Genomic DNA, 18704 nt, shown 5'->3' with positions numbered 1-18704 from the left:
AGTGGCGGGAAATTAAACACTTTATGACAGATTTCAACCAAGCGCTCTCAACATGGTTACATCATTGTTGCAGATTGACGTAGCGTAGCCATTCCGAAAAAAATAGTTTAACCCTCAACTAAATTTCGGAAGGGAGATGAATCGCCGATGTCTGACTCACCTAGCCTGCGGCAGGCCGCGCTTGACTATCACGCCCATCCAAAGCCCGGAAAGCTTGAGATCAAGGCCACCAAGCCGATGGCGAACGGCCGCGACCTAGCCCGCGCCTACTCACCCGGTGTGGCCGAAGCCAGCCTTGAAATCAAAGCGGATGCCGCCAATGCAGAACTTTACACAGCGCGCGGTAACCTGGTGGCCGTCGTATCCAACGGCACCGCAGTATTGGGGCTGGGGAATATCGGTGCGCTTGCCTCGAAGCCCGTGATGGAAGGTAAGGCCGTCCTGTTCAAGAAATTTGCCGGGATTGACTGTTTCGACATCGAGGTGGACCAGCCCGACCCAGAAAAGCTGGCCGAAATCGTTTGCGCGCTAGAGCCGACATTTGGTGCGATCAATCTGGAAGACATCAAGGCACCGGACTGTTTCATCGTCGAAAAGCTGTGCCGGGAACGGATGAATATCCCCGTGTTCCACGACGACCAGCACGGCACCGCGATCGTTGTTGGGGCCGCCGCCAAAAACGCTCTGCACGTGGCTGGTAAGAAATTCGAAGATATCAAGGTGGTTTCAACCGGTGGCGGTGCCGCCGGGATTGCCTGTCTCAGTATGTTGGTCAAGCTGGGCGTCAAGCGCGAGAATATCTGGCTGTGCGACATTCACGGGCTGGTCTACGAAGGCCGCGCCGAAGATATGAACCCGCATAAGGACCAGTTCGCGCAGAAATCCGACCTGCGAACGTTGGATGACGTAATCGGCGAGGCGGACCTGTTTCTGGGTCTCAGCGGACCAAACGTGCTGAAACCTGAAATGGTGGCAAAAATGGCCAGCCGTCCGATCATTTTCGCACTGGCCAACCCAACGCCCGAGATTCTGCCCGATGCAGCGCGCGAAGTTGTTCCCGACGCAATCATTGCCACCGGTCGCAGCGATTTCCCAAATCAGGTCAATAACGTCCTGTGCTTTCCGTTCATCTTCCGCGGCGCTCTGGACGTAGGGGCGACCGAGATCAACGATGAAATGCAGATCGCTTGTGTAGACGGGATTGCAGAGATGGCCCGCGCCACAACCAGCGCCGAAGCAGCCGCTGCATATAAGGGGGAACAGCTAACCTTTGGCCCCGACTATCTGATTCCCAAGCCGTTTGACCCCCGGTTGGTGGGTGTTGTGTCCTCGTCAGTGGCCAAGGCAGCAATGGAAAGCGGGGTCGCCAAACGCCCCATCACAGACATCGAGGCGTATAAAGAGCGGCTGAATCAGACCGTCTTTAAATCCGCCCTCATCATGCGCCCCGTCTTCGAGGCCGCTGCCGCTGCGTCCCGCCGCATCGTGTTTGCCGAGGGCGAGGACGAACGTGTCCTGCGCGCAGCCCAAGCTATCCTTGAGGAAACCACAGAGACCCCGATCCTGATCGGACGTCCCGATGTGATCGACGCACGATGTGAACGTCTGGGCCTGACCGTGCGTCCCGGCGAGGACTTCCAGATTGTGAACCCGGAAAACGATCCTCGATACTATGACTACTGGAACTCGTACCATAATATCATGCAGCGTCGGGGCGTAACGCCAGACCTTGCCAAAGCGATCATGCGGACGAACAACACCGCGATTGCCGCCATCATGGTACAACGCGGCGAGGCTGACAGCATGATCTGCGGCACGTTCGGCGAATATCGCTGGCATCTGAATTATGTGCAGCAGGTTCTGGATGACGGCGACCTGCGGCCTCATGGGGCGCTTTCGCTGATGGTTCTCGAGGACGGCCCCCTGTTCATCGCCGATACGCATGTAAGACAGTTGCCAACACCCGAAGAGCTGGCCGAAACGACCATTGGCGCAGCCCGCCATGTGCGACGGTTCGGTCTGGAGCCCAAGATCGCGTTCTGTTCGCAGTCACAGTTCGGCAATCAGGCGGAAGGATCCGGAAAACGCCTGCGCGCCGCGCTGGAGATGCTTGACTCGAAACCGCGTGATTTCACCTACGAAGGCGAGATGAACCTGGACTTGGCACTGGACCCAGAATTGCGTTCGCGGATTTTTCCGAATTCGCGCCTTCAAGGGGCAGCCAACGTTCTGATATTCGCCCATGCAGACGCGGCCAGCGGGGTCCGCAATATCCTTAAGATGAAGGCCGATGGGCTTGAGGTTGGCCCGATCCTGATGGGGATGGGCAACAAGGCACATATCGTGACACCCTCGATCACGGCGCGCGGGTTGCTGAACATGGCGGCCATCGCGGGCACTCCGGTCGCGCATTACGGATAGGACGGCGCCGGGCATCCTTTCAGATGCCCGGCCTGATTCTGCCGCTATTTGCACGCAATGGTTTGCAGATTTGCAAATGCGGCCTATATCCGCCCATAAACCCGCTAAACACGGCGAATTTGCAAAAATTTGCAGCCAAAAAAGCGCTCATCTGCAAATGTTTTGCGGTAAAGTGACGCCCCGTCACAGCGGTTGCTTGTGTGTCGCCCCCTGCGCCCCTAACAACGGCACAGGGAATTTTCGGAGGAAACCACTGTGGCATATCAGGACGTTTACGATAGCTGGAAATCCGATCCAGAGGCCTTCTGGATGGAAGCCGCCAAAGGGATAGACTGGGTCCAGCCACCGACCAAAGCTCTGTTTGACGACAAGGCGCCTCTTTATGAGTGGTTTTCGGATGCCAAGGTAAATACCTGCTGGAATGCGGTGGACCGGCATGTCGAAAATGGCCGAGGCGAACAGACCGCGATCATCTACGACAGCCCGATCACCCACACCAAGCGTGAGATTTCCTATGTCGAACTCCGCAATCGCGTGGCAAACCTTGCGGGGGCTTTGCGCGCCAAGGGAATCGAAAAGGGCGACCGGGTTATCATCTATATGCCGATGATCCCCGAGGCGCTTGAGGCAATGCTGGCCTGCGCTCGCCTGGGTGCCGTGCATTCCGTGGTGTTTGGCGGGTTTGCAAGTAACGAACTGGCAGTACGGATCGACGACGCCAAGCCCAAGGCCATCATTGCGGCCTCATGCGGGATGGAGCCGGGGCGCGTCGTGCATTACAAACCCCTTCTGGACGGTGCCATTGATCTGGCCAGCCACAAACCTGACTTTTGCGTTATTTTTCAACGCGAACAGGAAGTCGCGCAACTGATTGAAGGGCGCGATTTCAACTGGAACGGATTTCAATACGGCGTCGAACCGGCGGAATGCGTTCCCGTAGACGGCAATGATCCCGCATATATTCTGTACACATCAGGCACCACCGGATCCCCCAAGGGCGTCGTGCGTCCGACCGCCGGTCATCTGGTCGCGCTGAACTGGACGATGAAGAACATTTATGACGTCGATCCCGGCGATGTGTTCTGGGCAGCCTCTGACGTCGGTTGGGTCGTGGGGCATTCCTATATCTGCTATGCGCCGCTGATCCACGGGAACACCACCATTGTATTCGAAGGCAAGCCGGTTGGCACCCCGGATGCTGGCACATTCTGGCGCGTGATAGCTGAACACAAGGTCAAAAGCTTCTTCACCGCCCCGACCGCCATCCGAGCAGTCAAGCGCGAGGACCCAAAGGGAGAGCTGATTTCGAAATACGACCTGTCCAGCCTACGCGCTTTGTTCCTTGCAGGTGAACGTGCGGACCCTGACACAATCGAATGGGCGCAGGAGGCTTTGAAAGTCCCGGTCATCGACCACTGGTGGCAAACCGAAACGGGGTGGACCATCGCTGGCAACCCTCTGGGGATTGAGGAACTGGCGATCAAGCTGGGATCTCCGGCAAAACCCATGCCGGGCTACGACGTTCAGATTCTGGATGAAGGCGGCCACCCGATGAAACCTGGTGAACTGGGTGCGATCACGGTCAAGCTTCCCCTCCCCCCCGGCACATTGCCGACGCTTTGGAACGCAGAGGAACGGTTCAAAAGCTCATACCTCAACCAGTTCCCCGGTTATTATGAGACCGGCGATGCGGGAATGATTGATGAGGAAGGATACCTCTACATCATGGCCCGTACCGATGACGTGATCAACGTCGCGGGGCACCGCCTGTCCACCGGCGGGATGGAAGAGGTTCTGGCCGCCCACCCCGATGTGGCCGAATGTGCAGTCATTGGCGTGACTGATCAGTTGAAAGGGCAAATGCCCGTGGGGTTCCTGTGCCTGAATGCCGGTTGCGACCGCGATCACGGTGAAGTCGTGCAAGACGTGGTCAAACTGGTCCGCGAAAAGATCGGCCCTGTCGCGGCGTTCAAACAAGCCGTGGTGGTAGATCGTCTGCCCAAGACCCGCTCGGGCAAGATCCTGCGCGGGACGATGGTGTCGATCGCGGACAGCAAAGATTACAAGATGCCCGCAACGATCGACGATCCCGCCATTCTGGATGAGATCACGGACGCGCTGAAATCAATCGGCTACGCCCAGTAACCGGACTGAGGGCGTCAGCGCGTCGCCCTCAGCCCCGGCTTTTTCTTGCAACCCATGACCGGGCCTCTACTGTCTGATCAAGACAGTGAGGCCCTATGACATCAAGCGACATCTGGCGTCTGAACGCCACCGATCTGACCGCCCTGACCCGCAACAAGGACATCAGCGCGGAAGACGCCGTGAAATCATCCCTGGACCGGATGCAACAGGTGAACCCCGACCTGAACGCCGTGGTCGAGGACCTGAGCGACGAGGCGCTGACCCGTGCCCGTAATCTGGACAAGGCCGTGGCCAATGGCGCTGAACCCGGGCCGCTGCATGGTGTCCCGGTGACGATCAAGATCAACGTCGATCAAAAGGGCCACGCAACCTCGAACGGGGTTGTCGCGCTGAAGAATGTGATCGCCTCCGCTGATGCACCGGTTGTTCGCAACCTTCAGAATGCAGGGGCCATCGTCATAGGGCGCACGAACACGCCTGAATTCTCATTCCGGGCGGATACGGATAACGAACTCCACGGGCGAACGAATAACCCATGGGGCCGCCACATCTCGCCCGGAGGGTCGTCCGGTGGCGCCGGGGCTGCAGTGATGGCAGGGATCGGCGCGCTGGCTCATGGCAATGACATCGGCGGCAGCCTGCGGTTTCCAGCTGCTGCAAACGGCGCGGTGACGGTTAAACCGGGGCTCGAGCGTGTTCCTGCATGGAATCCCAGCCAAAAGACCGAACGGGGATTGCTGGCACAGTCGATGTCGGTGCAGGGGCTGATCACGCGCTCGGCGGCGGATCTGCATCTTTCGATGCCCAGCCTGATCGCACCTGACCCGCATGACCCCTTCCATGTACCGATGCCATGGCGCGGCCCAGCCGACGAAGGACCGATCAAAGTCGCGTTTACGAAGGACACATTCGGATACGCACTGCACCCCGAAGTCGACCGGGCCCTGGACATTGCCCGAGACGCGCTGGTTGACGCAGGTTATCACGTCGAAGAAATCGCACCCCCGGATGTATTCGAATGCGGCCGCGGCGGGTATCGCGCCCTGATGGGCGAAGTTCTGACCCTGTTGAAAAGCGATATTGAGGCGGCCGGGTCGCAGACCATTCGCGATATCTTCGAGGTCTATTTTCAGGAGTTCCCACCGATCACCGGAACAGACCTGATTGAGATGCTGGCCAAACGCAGCCACTACGCCCGTGAATGGTCGCTTTTCATGCAGAACTACCCGCTGGTGCTTTCTCCGTTTTTGCCCCAGCCGTTTTTCAAACCCGATCGCGACACGGAAGGCGCGGAAGGCGTGCATGAGGTTTTGGGCTGCGCCGTCTATTCCTATGCAATGAATTTCCTCGGCCTGCCTGCCGCCAGCGTTCCCGCGCTTTTGGCAAATCTTCCCCAAGGGCCGCAGCCTATTAACGTACAGATCGCGGCCCCTCGCTGGCGCGAAGACATGGCGGTGGATGCTGCCGCCGCGATCGAATCGCGTGTCGGTCAAATGTGCCTGCCACTTTGGGACAAGATGAGCGCATCCGCGTAAACAAGCGTTCAGAACAAAATAGACCCCGGGTTTTTGTGCCCGGGGTCCGCTTGCTAAAATATGCCCGGAGATCCGATAACGAGCGTAGCACCACCTACCCCCGCCAGCGCGAAAAATGCGCATTCAATTCGAAAACACCGTTGGCGGCCACTCACTCCCACCTTGGTGTGTTCTTCGGGCAAGTTCAGGTTAATCCAACATTAATCCAACTCCTGTGAACTGGTTCACACAAGTCAAAAAAAACGACTAACAGGAAGATTATGTGAATTGCTCTGAGATCAGGCGCTCTTCAAGGCCGTGACCGGGGTCGAACAGAATACGGTGCTGTATGGACGGCTCGGACCGTATTTCGACCCAGTCTATATCGGGGAAAGATACAGAATCCGCGTCCGCCATAACGGGTCGCTTGTCGGCATCCAGCACATCGAATCGCACCTTGGCTATCTTGGGCAGCAACGCCCCACGCCAGCGACGGGGCCTGAAGGCCGCGATCGCCGTCAAAGCCAAAACATCCGAGCCGATGGGCAAGATCGGACCGTGAGCAGAATAATTATACGCCGTTGACCCGGCAGGCGTTGACAGCAACGCCCCGTCGCAGACCAATTCATCCATACGAACGCGGCCATCCACACTGATCTTCAGCCGCGCGGCCTGAGGACCGGCCCGCAACAACGAGACCTCGTTAATCGCCAATGCCTCGTGCAGTTTACCGGATTGGTCCATTGCGCGCATGGCCAACGGGTTGATGACCTCTTCTTCGGCGGCGGCAAGGCGATCCAGCAGATCGGTTTCGTGAAACTCGTTCATCAAAAAACCGATTGTTCCGCGGTTCATGCCGTAAACCGGGGTGTCAAGATGCTGCATATTGTGCAGCGTGTGCAGCATGAAGCCATCCCCGCCCAGCGCAACAACGACGTCGGCATCGCGCGGCGCGGCGTTTCCATACCGCTTGACCAGTTTATCGCGGGCGGATTGCGCCACCTTAACATCGCTGGCGAGAAAGGCGATTCTCTGAATCATCTGTTGTGGTTTCCGGTCTTGCACATTTGGTTCCGAAACAAGCATACCTTTCCCCGATAGGCCAGACTTGACGCCGCAGCAGGCCAATTCGTCGCTTTAAGCCTTTTGCGCCAGATCGGTTTCCGATAGGAAATCCGCAAGAATTACCCCCAGAATGTGGAGCCCCCATGAACGCCAATCTTCGTGATACCGGATTTTTCACCCAGTCACTTGCGGACCGTGATCCCGAGTTGTTCGGCTCGATCACGTCCGAACTGGGCCGTCAGCGCGACGAGATCGAACTGATCGCATCCGAGAACATTGTCTCTTCCGCCGTAATGGAAGCGCAGGGCTCGGTCATGACCAACAAATACGCCGAGGGCTATCCCGGGCGTCGTTACTATGGCGGCTGCCAATTCGTCGACATCGCCGAAAATCTGGCTATTGACCGCGCCAAACAGCTTTTTGGCTGTGAGTTCGCCAACGTCCAGCCCAACTCGGGCAGTCAAGCCAACCAAGGTGTATTCCAGGCGCTGATCCAACCCGGCGACACCATTCTGGGCATGAGCTTGGACGCAGGCGGTCACCTGACCCACGGCGCACGCCCGAACCAGTCGGGCAAGTGGTTCAACGCCGTTCAGTACGGTGTGCGCCAGCAAGACAACATGCTGGACTACGATCAAGTCGAGGCACTAGCGAAAGAGCATCAGCCCAAGCTGATCATCGCGGGCGGTTCTGCCATACCACGTCAGATCGACTTTGCCCCCATGCGCGAGATTGCGGATATGGTCGGCGCTTACCTGCATGTGGACATGGCCCACTTTGCCGGTCTGGTTGCGGCGGGTGAGCATCCCAGCCCCTTCCCGCACGCGCATGTGGCGACCACCACCACCCACAAAACTTTGCGCGGCCCGCGCGGCGGCATGATCCTGACCAATGACGAGGCGATCGCCAAGAAAGTGAACTCGGCCATCTTCCCCGGCATTCAGGGCGGACCGCTGATGCATGTCATCGCAGGCAAAGCCGTCGCGTTCGGAGAGGCCCTGCGCCCCGAGTTTAAGACCTACATCCAGAACGTGGTCAACAACGCGCAGGCGTTGTCGGATCAACTGATCAAAGGCGGTCTGGACACGGTTACACATGGCACCGACACCCATGTGGTTCTGGTAGATCTACGCCCCAAAGGTGTGAAGGGCAACGCGACAGAGAAAGCCCTGGGCCGGGCGCATATTACCTGCAACAAGAACGGCGTGCCGTTCGACCCCGAAAAGCCAACCATTACGTCGGGCATTCGCCTTGGCTCGCCCGCCGGAACTACCCGTGGCTTTGGCGAGGGCGAGTTCCGTCAGATCGCGGATTGGATCATCGAAGTGGTCGACGGTCTGGCCGCCAACGGCGAAGACGGCAACGGTGAGGTCGAAGCCAAGGTCAAGGCTGAAGTGGCCGAGCTTTGCGCTCGCTTCCCGATCTACCCGAACCTGTAAGTCTGTTCGATTTCAAACAGTTAAACGGCGTCCATAGGGCGCCGTTTTTAGATAAACCCTTGCCACCGCAGGAACGCCAAGAGCAGGGCAGACAGGACAAGCAGGTTAAAGGCCAAGCTGCTCAGCATCCCTAGAAACCACCCCATGCGCCGGTCGGCAAGATTTATGCCCCCCAAATGTTTCTGCACCTCTTCCGATGCCCTGGCCAGTTTTGGTGTGTCCAACACCAGCCTCAGCTTGGGATGAGCCGCCATTTGTTCAGCTTGCGCCAGCAACATGGCCTGCTTGAAAATCCGGCGGGGAAGCTGCCGCTTTGCTTTTTTGACAGACTCTGTCAGCGTCTTGCCATGGACACCCAACTTGTCGCGCAACAGTTGCACGGTCTGCGCGATCTGGGTTTGGATATCGACGGTCTTTTGCATACGCGTTTCTCCTGATGCGGCACTTTATCTGGGCTGCTTCCCTGCGACAATGGGGCTGGTCGTTTCAATTCGCGCCGGGTATCACACGGTCATGCTGAACACGATTGTACATGGCGAACCCACCGAAAACCCACCGCTGATTATCGCGCATGGGCTATATGGCTCGGCCCGGAATTGGGGCGTCATCGCCCGGCGCTTGTCCGATGAACGGCAGGTTGTTGCCGTAGACATGCGCAACCACGCGAACAGCATGTGGACAGACCATCATGACTATCCAGATTTGGCCCGCGACCTTGCTGAGGTGATCGCGCATTTTGACGGCACCGCCGATGTTGTCGGGCATTCCATGGGGGGCAAGGCGGCCATGGCCTTGGCCCTTTTATACGGTGAAAGTGTGCGCAAACTGGTGGTCGCAGACATTGCGCCTGTCACCTACACGCACAGCCAAATCCAATTCATCGAAGCAATGCGCGCAGTCGACTTGTCCAAGGTTGAACGACGCTCGGACGCGGAACAACAGTTGGCGCTACATGGCGTCGAAAAAGCCCTGCAGAGATTTTTCACACAATCCTTGGATATCAAGGGACAACGCTGGCTTCTTAATCTGGATGTATTGGCGTCTGAGATGCCAAAGATCATGAGCTTTCCTGATCTGAACGCACATTGGGCGGGACCAGCCTTGTTTCTGTCCGGCGGCAGTTCGGATTATGTGCTTCCGGAGCATCGCGACAGAATTCGCGCGTTGTTTCCCGCTGCGCGCTTCGCCAAAATTCCCGGTGCGGGGCATTGGCTACACGCTGAAAAACCCCGCGAATTCGAAGCCGCAGTCAGGGCTTTTCTCAACGCTTAAGTCGCTGCGCGAATTACAGCTTTGCGCTTAACTTTCAGAGGTTTCGCCGCCGGCGTTCACCCAATCATTCAACCCGCCAAGATTATAAACCTGATCATAGCCCATATCCTTTAGCAGCTTGCCGGCAAGGGCGGCGCGTCCGCCTGATGCGCAATACAGCACGATCGGGCGATCCTTTTTCAGCTCGGGGTCGTGCGACTGAAGCGCGTCATCGGCGCGAAATTCGAGCATCCCTCGAGGGATGTGGTGCGCGCCCTTGGCCCGACCCGTTTTGTGAACCTCGGCCGCATCACGGATGTCCAGCAAAAGGCCACCCTTGCCCAACACATCTTTCGCCTTTTCCATATCGATACGCTCGACGGCAGCGTTTGCAGCCTCCATCATTTCCTTGACGGTCACGGGCATGTCGCACCCTCCTGTTGGTTGTCATGGGATGCTAACATGCAAAAACTGGAAGGTGTAGGTTGATCGCCCTAGGCAGGCGATCAATGTTCCCGGAAAGCGCGCGACATGCTGTCTGTCACAGGCTTTGCTATATAGGCCGCAAAGGTGCGTTCTTCGGTCTGGATCATGATCTCGGCCGGCATTCCCGGCGTCGGAATAAAGCCGCGAACCCTTTCGATCTCATCCGGCTCAAGCGATATCCGCGCAAGATAAACCTCTTGCGGGGCGCCCGAGGAATCTTCGACAAGCGCATCTGCTGAAACATAAAAGACCTCACCACTTAGCACCGGGGTCGTGCGCTGGTTCAGCGCAACAAGGCGCACCGTTGCATCCTGACCGGTGATGACGCTGTCAATCTCTGTCCGGGGGATTTGCGCCTCGATGATCAGGGGGGCGTCTGCGGGCAGGATTTCAGCGATGGGCTCACCCGTTTCGATAACACCGCCGGGCGTGTGATAATGCAACCGAACAACCGTTCCCGTCACCGGGGCGCGGACAACGGCACGGTCCAGAACGCTGCGCGCCTGACGCGCCTTTTCGCGGACGCTTTCCAGATCACCTTCGATCACGCCAAGTTCGTCCAGCGCGGCTTCGCGATAGGCAGACCGCGTGCGTGTAATCTGTTCTTCATACTTGAGCAGCATCTGATTGATTTCAGCCGTTTCTGCGGCCAAACGCGCCTGCTGGCCGTCGGCCTCGGCTTGGACCCTGCGGATCGTGTTCAGATCACCTTTTCGCACCAACCCCTTTTCAAACAGCGACTGCTTGGTTTCATATTCTTCCTGAAGGATTTCCGAGCGTCGCTTCATGCTTGCAAGCTGTGCTTCAAAGCCGCTGGATCGAATCTTCAGGGCTTCCATATTACGCTCCAGAAGGGCGATATCGTTCAGCAAAGTCTTGCGGGACACGTCAAAACTGATGCGTTGACCATCGAGGATCGTCATCACCTCGACGTCATCCGTAGCGGCCAGCAACCCCTGCGAGAATTCCAGACGGTCGCTTTCATTGTATTCGGCCTGCAAACGCTCGGTCATGGCCTGAAGGCGGATTTTCCGGATGAACAACTCGCGCTCATTGGCTTCGGCTGAGGTCTGATCAAGCGTCATCAGAACTTGGCCCGCCTTCACGGATTGGCCCTCGATCACTTTGATGTCCTCGATGATGCCGCCTTCAAGGTGCTGCACGATCTTGTTGCGACCCGTCGCGACAAAGCTGCCTTGCGCGATTACCGCGGCGGCCAGAGGAGCGCGGAAAGACCAGACGCCAAACCCACCAAAGCACAGGATCAGCATGACGAACCCAACCACAATCAATCGGTTGATGGATCGCGGAACCTCGGCATACCAGACGGTCGGGTCCTTGGGGTCGTTGTTGATTGCGACCAGATCGTTCATTGTCCATCCCCCTTCTGGCCAGCGATACCTTGCTGATTGCGTGGTCCGTTCAGTTGCTGTAGAACCTGTTCACGCTGCCCAAACAGAGCCACACGACCGTCGGTCAGCAGCATGATCTTGTCGACCGCGTTCAGCAGCGTTGGCTTTTGCGTGATGACCACAACGGTAATTTTGCTTTCTTTGGCTTGGGCAATCGCCCGGGCCAGCGCCTGATCTCCGGCGACATCCAGATTTGAATTTGGCTCATCCAGAACAACCATCCTTGGGTTGCCGAAAAAGGCCCGCGCCAAAGCGATGCGTTGTTTCTGGCCCCCTGACAATGGCGAGCCATCTGCGGAGACAACGGTCTCATACCCTTGCGGAAGGGTAGCGATCATGTTGTGCACATCCGCAAGAACCGCTGCGTCGTGGATTTGTTCATCCGTCGCGTCTTCGCGCATCCGTCCGATGTTGTCCTTGATCGTTCCGGGGAACAACTGCACGTCCTGCGGCAGGTAGCCGATGCTTTCCCCAAATTGCCGCGGGTCCCAATTGCGAATGTCCATCAGGTCCAACCGTACGCTCCCCGACGTTGGCAGGATGGATCCGACCAGCGTTTTACCCAAGGTCGTCTTGCCAGCGCCGGAATTGCCGATGATCGCCAAGGTCTCACCCGGATCGAGTGAGAAGCTGATCCCGTTCAGAACAACCCTCTTGGTCCCGCCGGGCACGTAAAGCAAACGCTCAACATCCAACCGGCCTTCGGGGCGCGGTAGGCGCAGTTTTTCAAACTGCAGCGCCGAGTTGGACAGCAGATTGCTGATGCGGCCATACGCGCCCCGGGTCAACAGAAACGCATTCCAACCCTCGATCGAGCCTTCAATCGGGGCGAACGCACGCCCGGCAATGATCGACGCTGCGATAACCATGCCGCCAGTGATCTCACCTTGAAGGGCAAGAAACGCCCCCCACCCAAGGATTGCGATCTGCGTCAACAAGCGCACCGCGCGCGAGATAGCAGCGAAAATAACATTGCGGTCCTGTGCGCGCACCTGCCACGTCAGCGACTGCGCCGTGTCGCGGCCCCAAATCCGAACGGCCTCGGGGATCATGGCCAGCGCATTGATGATCTGACTGTTGCGCGCCATCGAATCCAGATGTTGATTTGCCATCGACTGTGCCTTGTTCGCCTCGGCAAACGGTTTGGCGGTCATGCGCTGGTTTATCAGGGCAATCACCATCAACAGCAAAGCCGTCGCAATGACGATTGTGCCCAATTGGGGATGCACAAGGAAAATCATCAGGATGAAAAGCGGGGCGAACGGCACATCCAAAAACGAAATCAGCGTTCCCGACACAAGAAACCCTCTGACCTGCTGCAAGTCGCCCAACGTCTGATACTCGCGCCCGGTTCCATGCAGTGACGCATGGGCGGCCGCGCTCAGGATCGGTGCCCCAAGGCGCGCGTTAACCTCGACCGCCGTGCGCATCAGCATGAACCGACGCACAGCATCAAAGGCGGATTGAAAGATCACCGCCCCGGCGACAATCGCCGTCAGCATGATCAACGTATCTAAAGAACGGCTGGTCAACACCCGGTCACTGATCTGGAACAGATAGATCGGTATCGCCAGGATCAGGATATTCGTTGCGCAGGTCAGCACCAGAACAAAAGCCAAATTCCGCCATATCGCACGCAGGGACGTGCGCAGGGTGTTCCGGAAATCTTCAGGTGGGGTGCGCTTGTGAAAAGTCTGGGGTGGCCCTTTACCGTCGCCGCCGCCCTCTTTGCGCAGCGGCAGCGGCTCGTTTGCCTTGGCCTCGATAGTGGTACCTATGGCTTCACCGCTGTGCGAGCGCGACGAGGGGGGGTTTCGTGCGGTCGAATCCTTAGCGGTCTCAGGATCGGGGCCTTTGGCATCGGCCACCCCAGCACCACGGCCCTCTTGGTAATTCTCTTCATCGGGCTGTGGCTGAGCGCGCCGGGGGGAAGGTACAGCGCGCTCTGGAGGTTCCGTGTTCTTATTCGGTTCTGCAGATGCCCGTGCGGTTCGGGTCGCCTGCGATTCAACGGCCTTGGCCGGATTGGTCTTAGGAGATTTTAACCGCATCTCCTCGGTTAGGCGCAAACCGGCCATCTTCGCTGGCCTGTGCGCGGGTTCGTCAACAAGGGGTCTAACTCGGTCCGGACCGTTTCGACTGTCCAGCGGACTGGCAAACGGTGTGCGGCGCGACGAAAACAAAATCGACATACTAAAACTTTCGGGTCACTCGTAACTAATAAAGAGATTAGGCTAGCATGGACTGCATACCGTCATCCAAACTGGCCGCCTCGGAGGGTGTTAGTTTGTTGTGGCCCGGTGCAAGATCTGACTTTCCGGGTCCGTTTGTTTCCTCCATCAAAAACGCGATGGCTTCATTGGCGATCTCTTCGCCCAACTCTTCATCAGGTGAGTCGATCAGGCTGGCCTGATGCAGCAACACATCCGAGTACTCGCCCTCCGCCGCCATAACGACAGAGTCGACGCCAATCTTAGAAACGCTGGCTGCGTTCAACAGCGCGTTCCCGGCACCCAACGCCGATGCTTCAGCACCTTGGCCCGCTGTCAGATGGACGTCGTCCTGATCCTGCAGCAAGGTGACCTGTTCGATTACGTTCGCCTGGATCAGGTCCCCTTCAATCTTCAGAACGCGAAGCTGCTCCATCCCGGCAAAGGCTGGATCGTTCAACAGCGCGTCTTCAAGGGCGTCTGTGTTCACTTCCTCTATCGGCAAAACGCTGGCCAAGTTCGGAGTGATGTCTTCATGCGTATCTTCACCCGTACTGGTCAGAGACACCTGGTTCATGACAAGGTTCTCTTCGACCTCATCCTGAACGGGACCCGTTACGACATCGTCGTCAATCAAGACGATCGTTTGCTGAACGATGTCGACGGAAACCATATTCCCGCCAACCATGACTACGTCATAGAAGCTGCCCAACTGAACAATGTTGTTGGCGTTGAACATGTCGTTGTCACCCAGAACATACATACTGTTCGAAGCCGAAACTTCGGTCTGGATGTGATCAATGTCGGTGGCGTCAATCACTTGTTTGACAAAATTGGTGACGTACAGGTCTCCGCTTATCCAACTGATAACGACAAGCGGATCCTGTCCGGGTGGTGCTACGTTATCTTCAATCCAAGACGCCTCGCTGGCTTCGACTGCAATCTGGGACGACTGGATAACCTTGGTTTCGCTCTGCGCGCCCGGCTCTCCTTCGTCGATGTCTGAGACAATAGCGACCTGGCTGACCACGGTCAGATCGTAGGACGCTCCGCCCACAGCAATTATCGGTGCGTCGACCCAACCAACCGTGATGGACACTTCGTTGATGGCCAGATTGCCGCCCGCTATCACCGTGTGGCCTTCACCAAATACGTCATCTTCGGACTGATCCCATTCTTTCGGATAGGGGTTCGGCTGCCCGCTCTCTTCGTCGTCCTCGGACTGATGATGCTGTGGCAAAAGCTCCATCCAATCGGGCAGTTCCTCTACCCGTTCTCCGTTGACGATGATACCCACCGCTTCTTCGCCGTGGAATTGATGGACTGTGGCACCATCGACCTGAACGGTCACGGTCGCCTTCATCTGTTCGGCCAACTGTTCCAGTTTTTCGACCGATTGGTAGTCGGCAATGTCAAAAGACGGGGATGAAATCACATGCAGCGACAGCGCAACGTCCAGCGCCTCGTAACCCTCTTGCATCAAAACTTCGGCATCGCGGAAATCACCCTGACCGATTGTGTCGTTGTCGCTCAGGTTAAGGGTCTGGAATGTGTATGTGACGGCTGACCCGATAAGTTCTGGCACCAGTTCTGGAACCACGATAGTCTGCTGAAATTCCGCCGTAAATAGTTGCCCTTCGGGGATAATCTCGTCCGGACCGGATACCGGATCAAGGAAAAGAGCCGGTTCAGGGATTGGACCACCAGAGGCCGGGGGGAACGGACCATCATTGTCCGGGGCCATGAATTTATAGGGAAGAGGACCGTATTTACCCGGATCAAGTTTCAGGTCGGCCCGCACATTAATGGATGTGGCCTCTGCCAGATCCTCTAATTCAATCTTGCGTCTGAGGGCGGTAAATTCCTCATACTGTTCGCGCAGTCTGGCCTGCTCAGTCGTAAGCTCAAAGGTTCCAATAAAGTGGGCAATCGTTTCACTGATACTGTCGAGCGACATAACACTGTCCTTTCCCCGTCCCGGCGCAAAATTTCCGGTCTAGGTTAAGTTGGGCCGAGGCCGCCGCAGAAGCGGCCTCGGCAGTTAGCTTGACCGGGTCGGAGAACGAACCGTCGCCCTCTGCCCCAAACCCAGAGGCGGGTTATACGTCGGTATCGTCGCTGGTGTAGGTCGAGTTCATCGAGCCACCAACCATTGTCGTGTCGACCGAGTTGCCGAGAACGTTGGCCCCCATAACGATCGTCTGGTTGAAGGCCGATGTATCTACAACAGCAGCCGCCGATGCGTAGGATTCACCGTGGACAATTCCGTCACCAGAATTGTTGGAACCCCAGGACCCGGCGTTGCCGCCATTACCACCCGCGCCCGAGTTGGCACCCGAAGCGTCGCCACCGTTAACCGTTGCGCCGGTGATCGCACCATTGGTTGCCGAACCCATCGCGTCGCCGCTGGTTCCGCCGTAGCCGGCACCGGCACCGCCGCCGCCGCCAAAGCCCGAATTCGCCGAGCCGGTCGCGCTGCCTGCGCCTGTCGAAGTGGCGTCATTGTCGGACATCGCGTCGCCGCCATATCCTGCAATCGCACTCGCCAGGCTGTCAGCGCTGCCATCGGTGTCTGCGACCGACCACAGACCAGAGTCGCCACCCGCACCAGCGGTGTTCACAGCGTCTGCTGAACCAGTGCCGGATCCGTTGGACATTGCGTCCTGCTGGATCGCGCCGCCGCCACCGCCAAAGCCGTCGGCAGTTGCAGTACCGGTACCAGTGCCCGTGGCCGAGCCGCTTGTGCTGTTACCGCCACCTGCACCACCGTCGCCGCTGGTGTTCTGTGGCATGCTGGCTGTGCCATTCACGTCACCCGGGGTCTGCGTGATATTCGGGCCAGTCGTGGCCTGATCACCGACACCCTGAGCACCGGACATAGCACCCGCAGTACCGCCAAGACCTGCACCACCGGTGCCGTCTCCGCCACCACCAGTACCGCCAGTGCCAGCACCGCCAACACCTTGAGCTCCACTACCGTTGCCGCCGGAACCAAATCCGCCGTCTCCTTCACCGCCAGTGCCGGGGTTGCCGCCATTGACGTCACCGCTGCCGGTGTCAGCTTCGGCTTCACCCGCGTTCAGGCCAATCAGCCCGTTCTGCTGGTTCAGCGCAGCAAGCGCCGCGTCGACCTGGCCGGATGTTCCGCCAGTGCCAGCGCCGCCGGTGCCCGCACCGCCAGTGCCGGTCGCACCATTGCCGTTGCCGCCAGTGCCCGTCGCTCCAGTGCCAGTTCCACCCGTTCCGCCAGAACCGGTGCCATTGCCGCCATCAGCGTCAGCGTCGCTATCGGCAAGGCTTCCAGCCAGGCCAAGCCCCAGGTTACCAGCCGCTGCGTCGTTGGCTTCGGTGTCGCTGCTGCCAGCGTTTACCGCAACGCCATCGGTGTCAGCATCGCCGTCACCACCATTGGCGCCATTGGCGTCCGAGTCATTCCCGGCCAGACCGGCACCCAGTGCCGAGGCACCAGTAGCATTGTTGCCGCCAAGCGACGCGCCATCGTTGTCGGCTTCGGACAGGCCCAGGCCCAAGCCCAGACCGATCGAGCCTGCGTTTCCGCCTTCTCCGGCTGTGCTGTCACCATCAGAGTCGGCGCTGCCGGTATTGTCGGCATCGGCGTCACTGTTGGCATTTCCGCCGGAACCCGCGGTGCTGCTTCCGTTCGAGTCAGCATTGGAATGTCCAACACCCAGACCGAAATTGGTTGCGCTTCCCGAGGAACCGCCTGCTCCGCCAGTGCCGGCACCATCTGCGTCACCGGTGTGACCGCCGAACGCCAATGCAGTACCACCATCGGTGTCCCCATCTGCATAACCGCCGTGCGCAGTGCCGCCGCTTCCGGAGTTTCCTCCGTCCGACTGCGAGCCGATGCCTTCGTCAGCATTGGCCGTACCGCCACGCGCGTTGCCGTCCTGGTCAAAGCTACCGTTATTCTTAACTTCCGCCGCACCCAGGGTGTCGTCGTCGCTCAGGTTTAGGTACTGCTTATTGATGGCGGACATGTCGTTGCCTGCGCCATCCAGACTGATGTTCAGGTTCAGGTCATCGCCGGGATCATAATCCAGGTCGTTTCCAACGGTAATGACTTTGTCGATGCTTGAACCGCCAGAGACATCAACATCTACCAGATCATCGTCACTGCCCAGCGGCTCGGCTTCGCCAAAGTCGATATGGACAGAGTTCGAGTTGTCGTTGTCGTTGTCGCCGTTCTTCTGCTTCTGAGCCTGCGCTTGGCCCTGACCCTGATGTTGGTCCTGATCCTGATCGTTTTCGTTATCTACATCAGTTTCCACATCGGTTTTCTGGGCTTGCGCCTGCAGTTGATCTTGATCCTGATCATTATCAACCTTGGTTTTCTGCTCAGTCTGGTCCGCGCTGATTTCGACATCGTCGATGTTAATTTCATCTACCGGAGCAATGACTGGACCAACATTAATTTCTTCGACGTCGGCGCCGTGATTACCATTACGGTTTCTAGACATATCAATTTCCACTTATTAAGCGCACTGACCGTCATTCATCTACAAAACGGTTACGGGCGCGGTTGAAACAAGAGTTGCGCACAAAGAGAAACGCGAAACGCGCTTTCGTGCGGTATCGTCAGTGACTTGGTCTCCCACCCTCCTTTCTCGGCTTAGCCGAAATAGCCCTTGCGCAAAAAATCGCGAAAATGCGCGAATCGTGGGCACATTAGGAACAAGCACCTCTTCAATTGAGGCACTCACATCGTTGCAGGAGCAGCACAGCCTGAATAGCTAACCG

The 18704-nt window shown here is 57.9% G+C and carries 12 protein-coding genes; 5 read left to right on the top strand and 7 right to left on the bottom strand.

All coding sequences use genetic code 11. From position 1 onward, the window contains the following. The first annotated feature begins 147 nt into the window (after positions 1–147). From GOV88_RS07580 to GOV88_RS07570, 3 genes are all read left to right on the top strand, one after another. Entirely contained in the window at positions 148–2421 is a 2274-nt protein-coding gene (locus GOV88_RS07580; protein ID WP_171121984.1) for an NADP-dependent malic enzyme, read from the top strand. Between the two features lie 255 nt (positions 2422–2676). After that, a complete protein-coding gene (prpE, locus tag GOV88_RS07575) occupies positions 2677–4566 on the top strand; it encodes a propionate-CoA ligase PrpE (protein ID WP_171240026.1) in 1890 nt (629 codons plus the stop codon). 95 nt (positions 4567–4661) lie between these two features. After that, a complete protein-coding gene (locus GOV88_RS07570; RefSeq protein ID WP_171240025.1) occupies positions 4662–6101 on the top strand; it encodes an amidase family protein in 1440 nt (479 codons plus the stop codon). A 258-nt stretch (positions 6102–6359) separates the two neighbouring features. On the opposite strand, the gene GOV88_RS07565 is transcribed toward GOV88_RS07570, so the two are convergent. Next, a complete protein-coding gene (locus GOV88_RS07565; RefSeq protein WP_171121981.1) occupies positions 6360–7121 on the bottom strand; it encodes an NAD kinase in 762 nt (253 codons plus the stop codon). Between the two features lie 167 nt (positions 7122–7288). Between GOV88_RS07565 and glyA the strand changes: the two genes are divergently transcribed. Beyond that, a complete protein-coding gene (glyA, locus tag GOV88_RS07560) occupies positions 7289–8584 on the top strand; it encodes a serine hydroxymethyltransferase (RefSeq protein ID WP_171240024.1) in 1296 nt (431 codons plus the stop codon). Between the two features lie 47 nt (positions 8585–8631). Here glyA and GOV88_RS07555 read toward each other — a convergent pair whose 3' ends face one another. Then, a complete protein-coding gene (locus GOV88_RS07555; protein WP_171240023.1) occupies positions 8632–9006 on the bottom strand; it encodes a hypothetical protein in 375 nt (124 codons plus the stop codon). A gap of 91 nt (positions 9007–9097) precedes the next feature. Here GOV88_RS07555 and GOV88_RS07550 point away from each other — a divergent pair, with 91 nt between their 5' ends. Further along, entirely contained in the window at positions 9098–9856 is a 759-nt protein-coding gene (locus GOV88_RS07550) for an alpha/beta fold hydrolase (protein WP_171240022.1), read from the top strand. 27 nt (positions 9857–9883) lie between these two features. On the opposite strand, the gene GOV88_RS07545 is transcribed toward GOV88_RS07550, so the two are convergent. The 5 genes from GOV88_RS07545 to GOV88_RS07525 form a co-directional block, all read right to left on the bottom strand. Then, complete coding sequence (locus tag GOV88_RS07545) at positions 9884–10261, bottom strand: rhodanese-like domain-containing protein (protein WP_171121977.1); 378 nt, start codon at positions 10259–10261, stop codon at positions 9884–9886. Positions 10262–10341: 80 nt separating this feature from the next. After that, positions 10342–11694, bottom strand: coding sequence for an HlyD family type I secretion periplasmic adaptor subunit (locus GOV88_RS07540; RefSeq protein WP_171121976.1), 1353 nt, complete (start codon positions 11692–11694; stop codon positions 10342–10344). Then, positions 11691–13811 (bottom strand): type I secretion system permease/ATPase, encoded by a 2121-nt coding sequence (locus GOV88_RS07535; RefSeq protein ID WP_371808223.1) that lies wholly within the window; start codon positions 13809–13811, stop codon positions 11691–11693. Before GOV88_RS07535 ends, GOV88_RS07540 begins: the two co-directional genes overlap by 4 nt. Positions 13812–13962: 151 nt before the next feature. Then, positions 13963–15900: a type I secretion protein gene (locus GOV88_RS07530; protein ID WP_171240020.1), complete on the bottom strand. Its 1938-nt coding sequence runs from the start codon at positions 15898–15900 to the stop codon at positions 13963–13965. Between the two features lie 142 nt (positions 15901–16042). Then, entirely contained in the window at positions 16043–18424 is a 2382-nt protein-coding gene (locus tag GOV88_RS07525) for a hypothetical protein (RefSeq protein ID WP_171240019.1), read from the bottom strand. Between the last annotated feature and the right edge of the window lie 280 nt (positions 18425–18704).

The organism is Ruegeria sp. HKCCA5491 (assembly GCF_013034565.1).
Lineage (GTDB): Bacteria > Pseudomonadota > Alphaproteobacteria > Rhodobacterales > Rhodobacteraceae > Ruegeria.
This window is presented reverse-complemented; position numbering and strand designations above follow the sequence as displayed.

Coding starts and splice junctions, on each gene's coding strand:
- GOV88_RS07525 (WP_171240019.1), bottom strand. CDS start 18,424: ATGTCTAGAAACCGTAATGGTAATCACGGCGCCGACGTCGAAGAAATT.
- GOV88_RS07540 (WP_171121976.1), bottom strand. CDS start 11,694: ATGAACGATCTGGTCGCAATCAACAACGACCCCAAGGACCCGACCGTC.
- GOV88_RS07535 (WP_371808223.1), bottom strand. CDS start 13,811: ATGGCCGGTTTGCGCCTAACCGAGGAGATGCGGTTAAAATCTCCTAAG.
- GOV88_RS07570 (WP_171240025.1), top strand. CDS start 4,662: ATGACATCAAGCGACATCTGGCGTCTGAACGCCACCGATCTGACCGCC.
- GOV88_RS07580 (WP_171121984.1), top strand. CDS start 148: ATGTCTGACTCACCTAGCCTGCGGCAGGCCGCGCTTGACTATCACGCC.
- glyA (WP_171240024.1), top strand. CDS start 7,289: ATGAACGCCAATCTTCGTGATACCGGATTTTTCACCCAGTCACTTGCG.
- GOV88_RS07530 (WP_171240020.1), bottom strand. CDS start 15,900: ATGTCGCTCGACAGTATCAGTGAAACGATTGCCCACTTTATTGGAACC.
- GOV88_RS07550 (WP_171240022.1), top strand. CDS start 9,098: ATGCTGAACACGATTGTACATGGCGAACCCACCGAAAACCCACCGCTG.
- GOV88_RS07565 (WP_171121981.1), bottom strand. CDS start 7,121: ATGATTCAGAGAATCGCCTTTCTCGCCAGCGATGTTAAGGTGGCGCAA.
- GOV88_RS07555 (WP_171240023.1), bottom strand. CDS start 9,006: ATGCAAAAGACCGTCGATATCCAAACCCAGATCGCGCAGACCGTGCAA.
- GOV88_RS07545 (WP_171121977.1), bottom strand. CDS start 10,261: ATGCCCGTGACCGTCAAGGAAATGATGGAGGCTGCAAACGCTGCCGTC.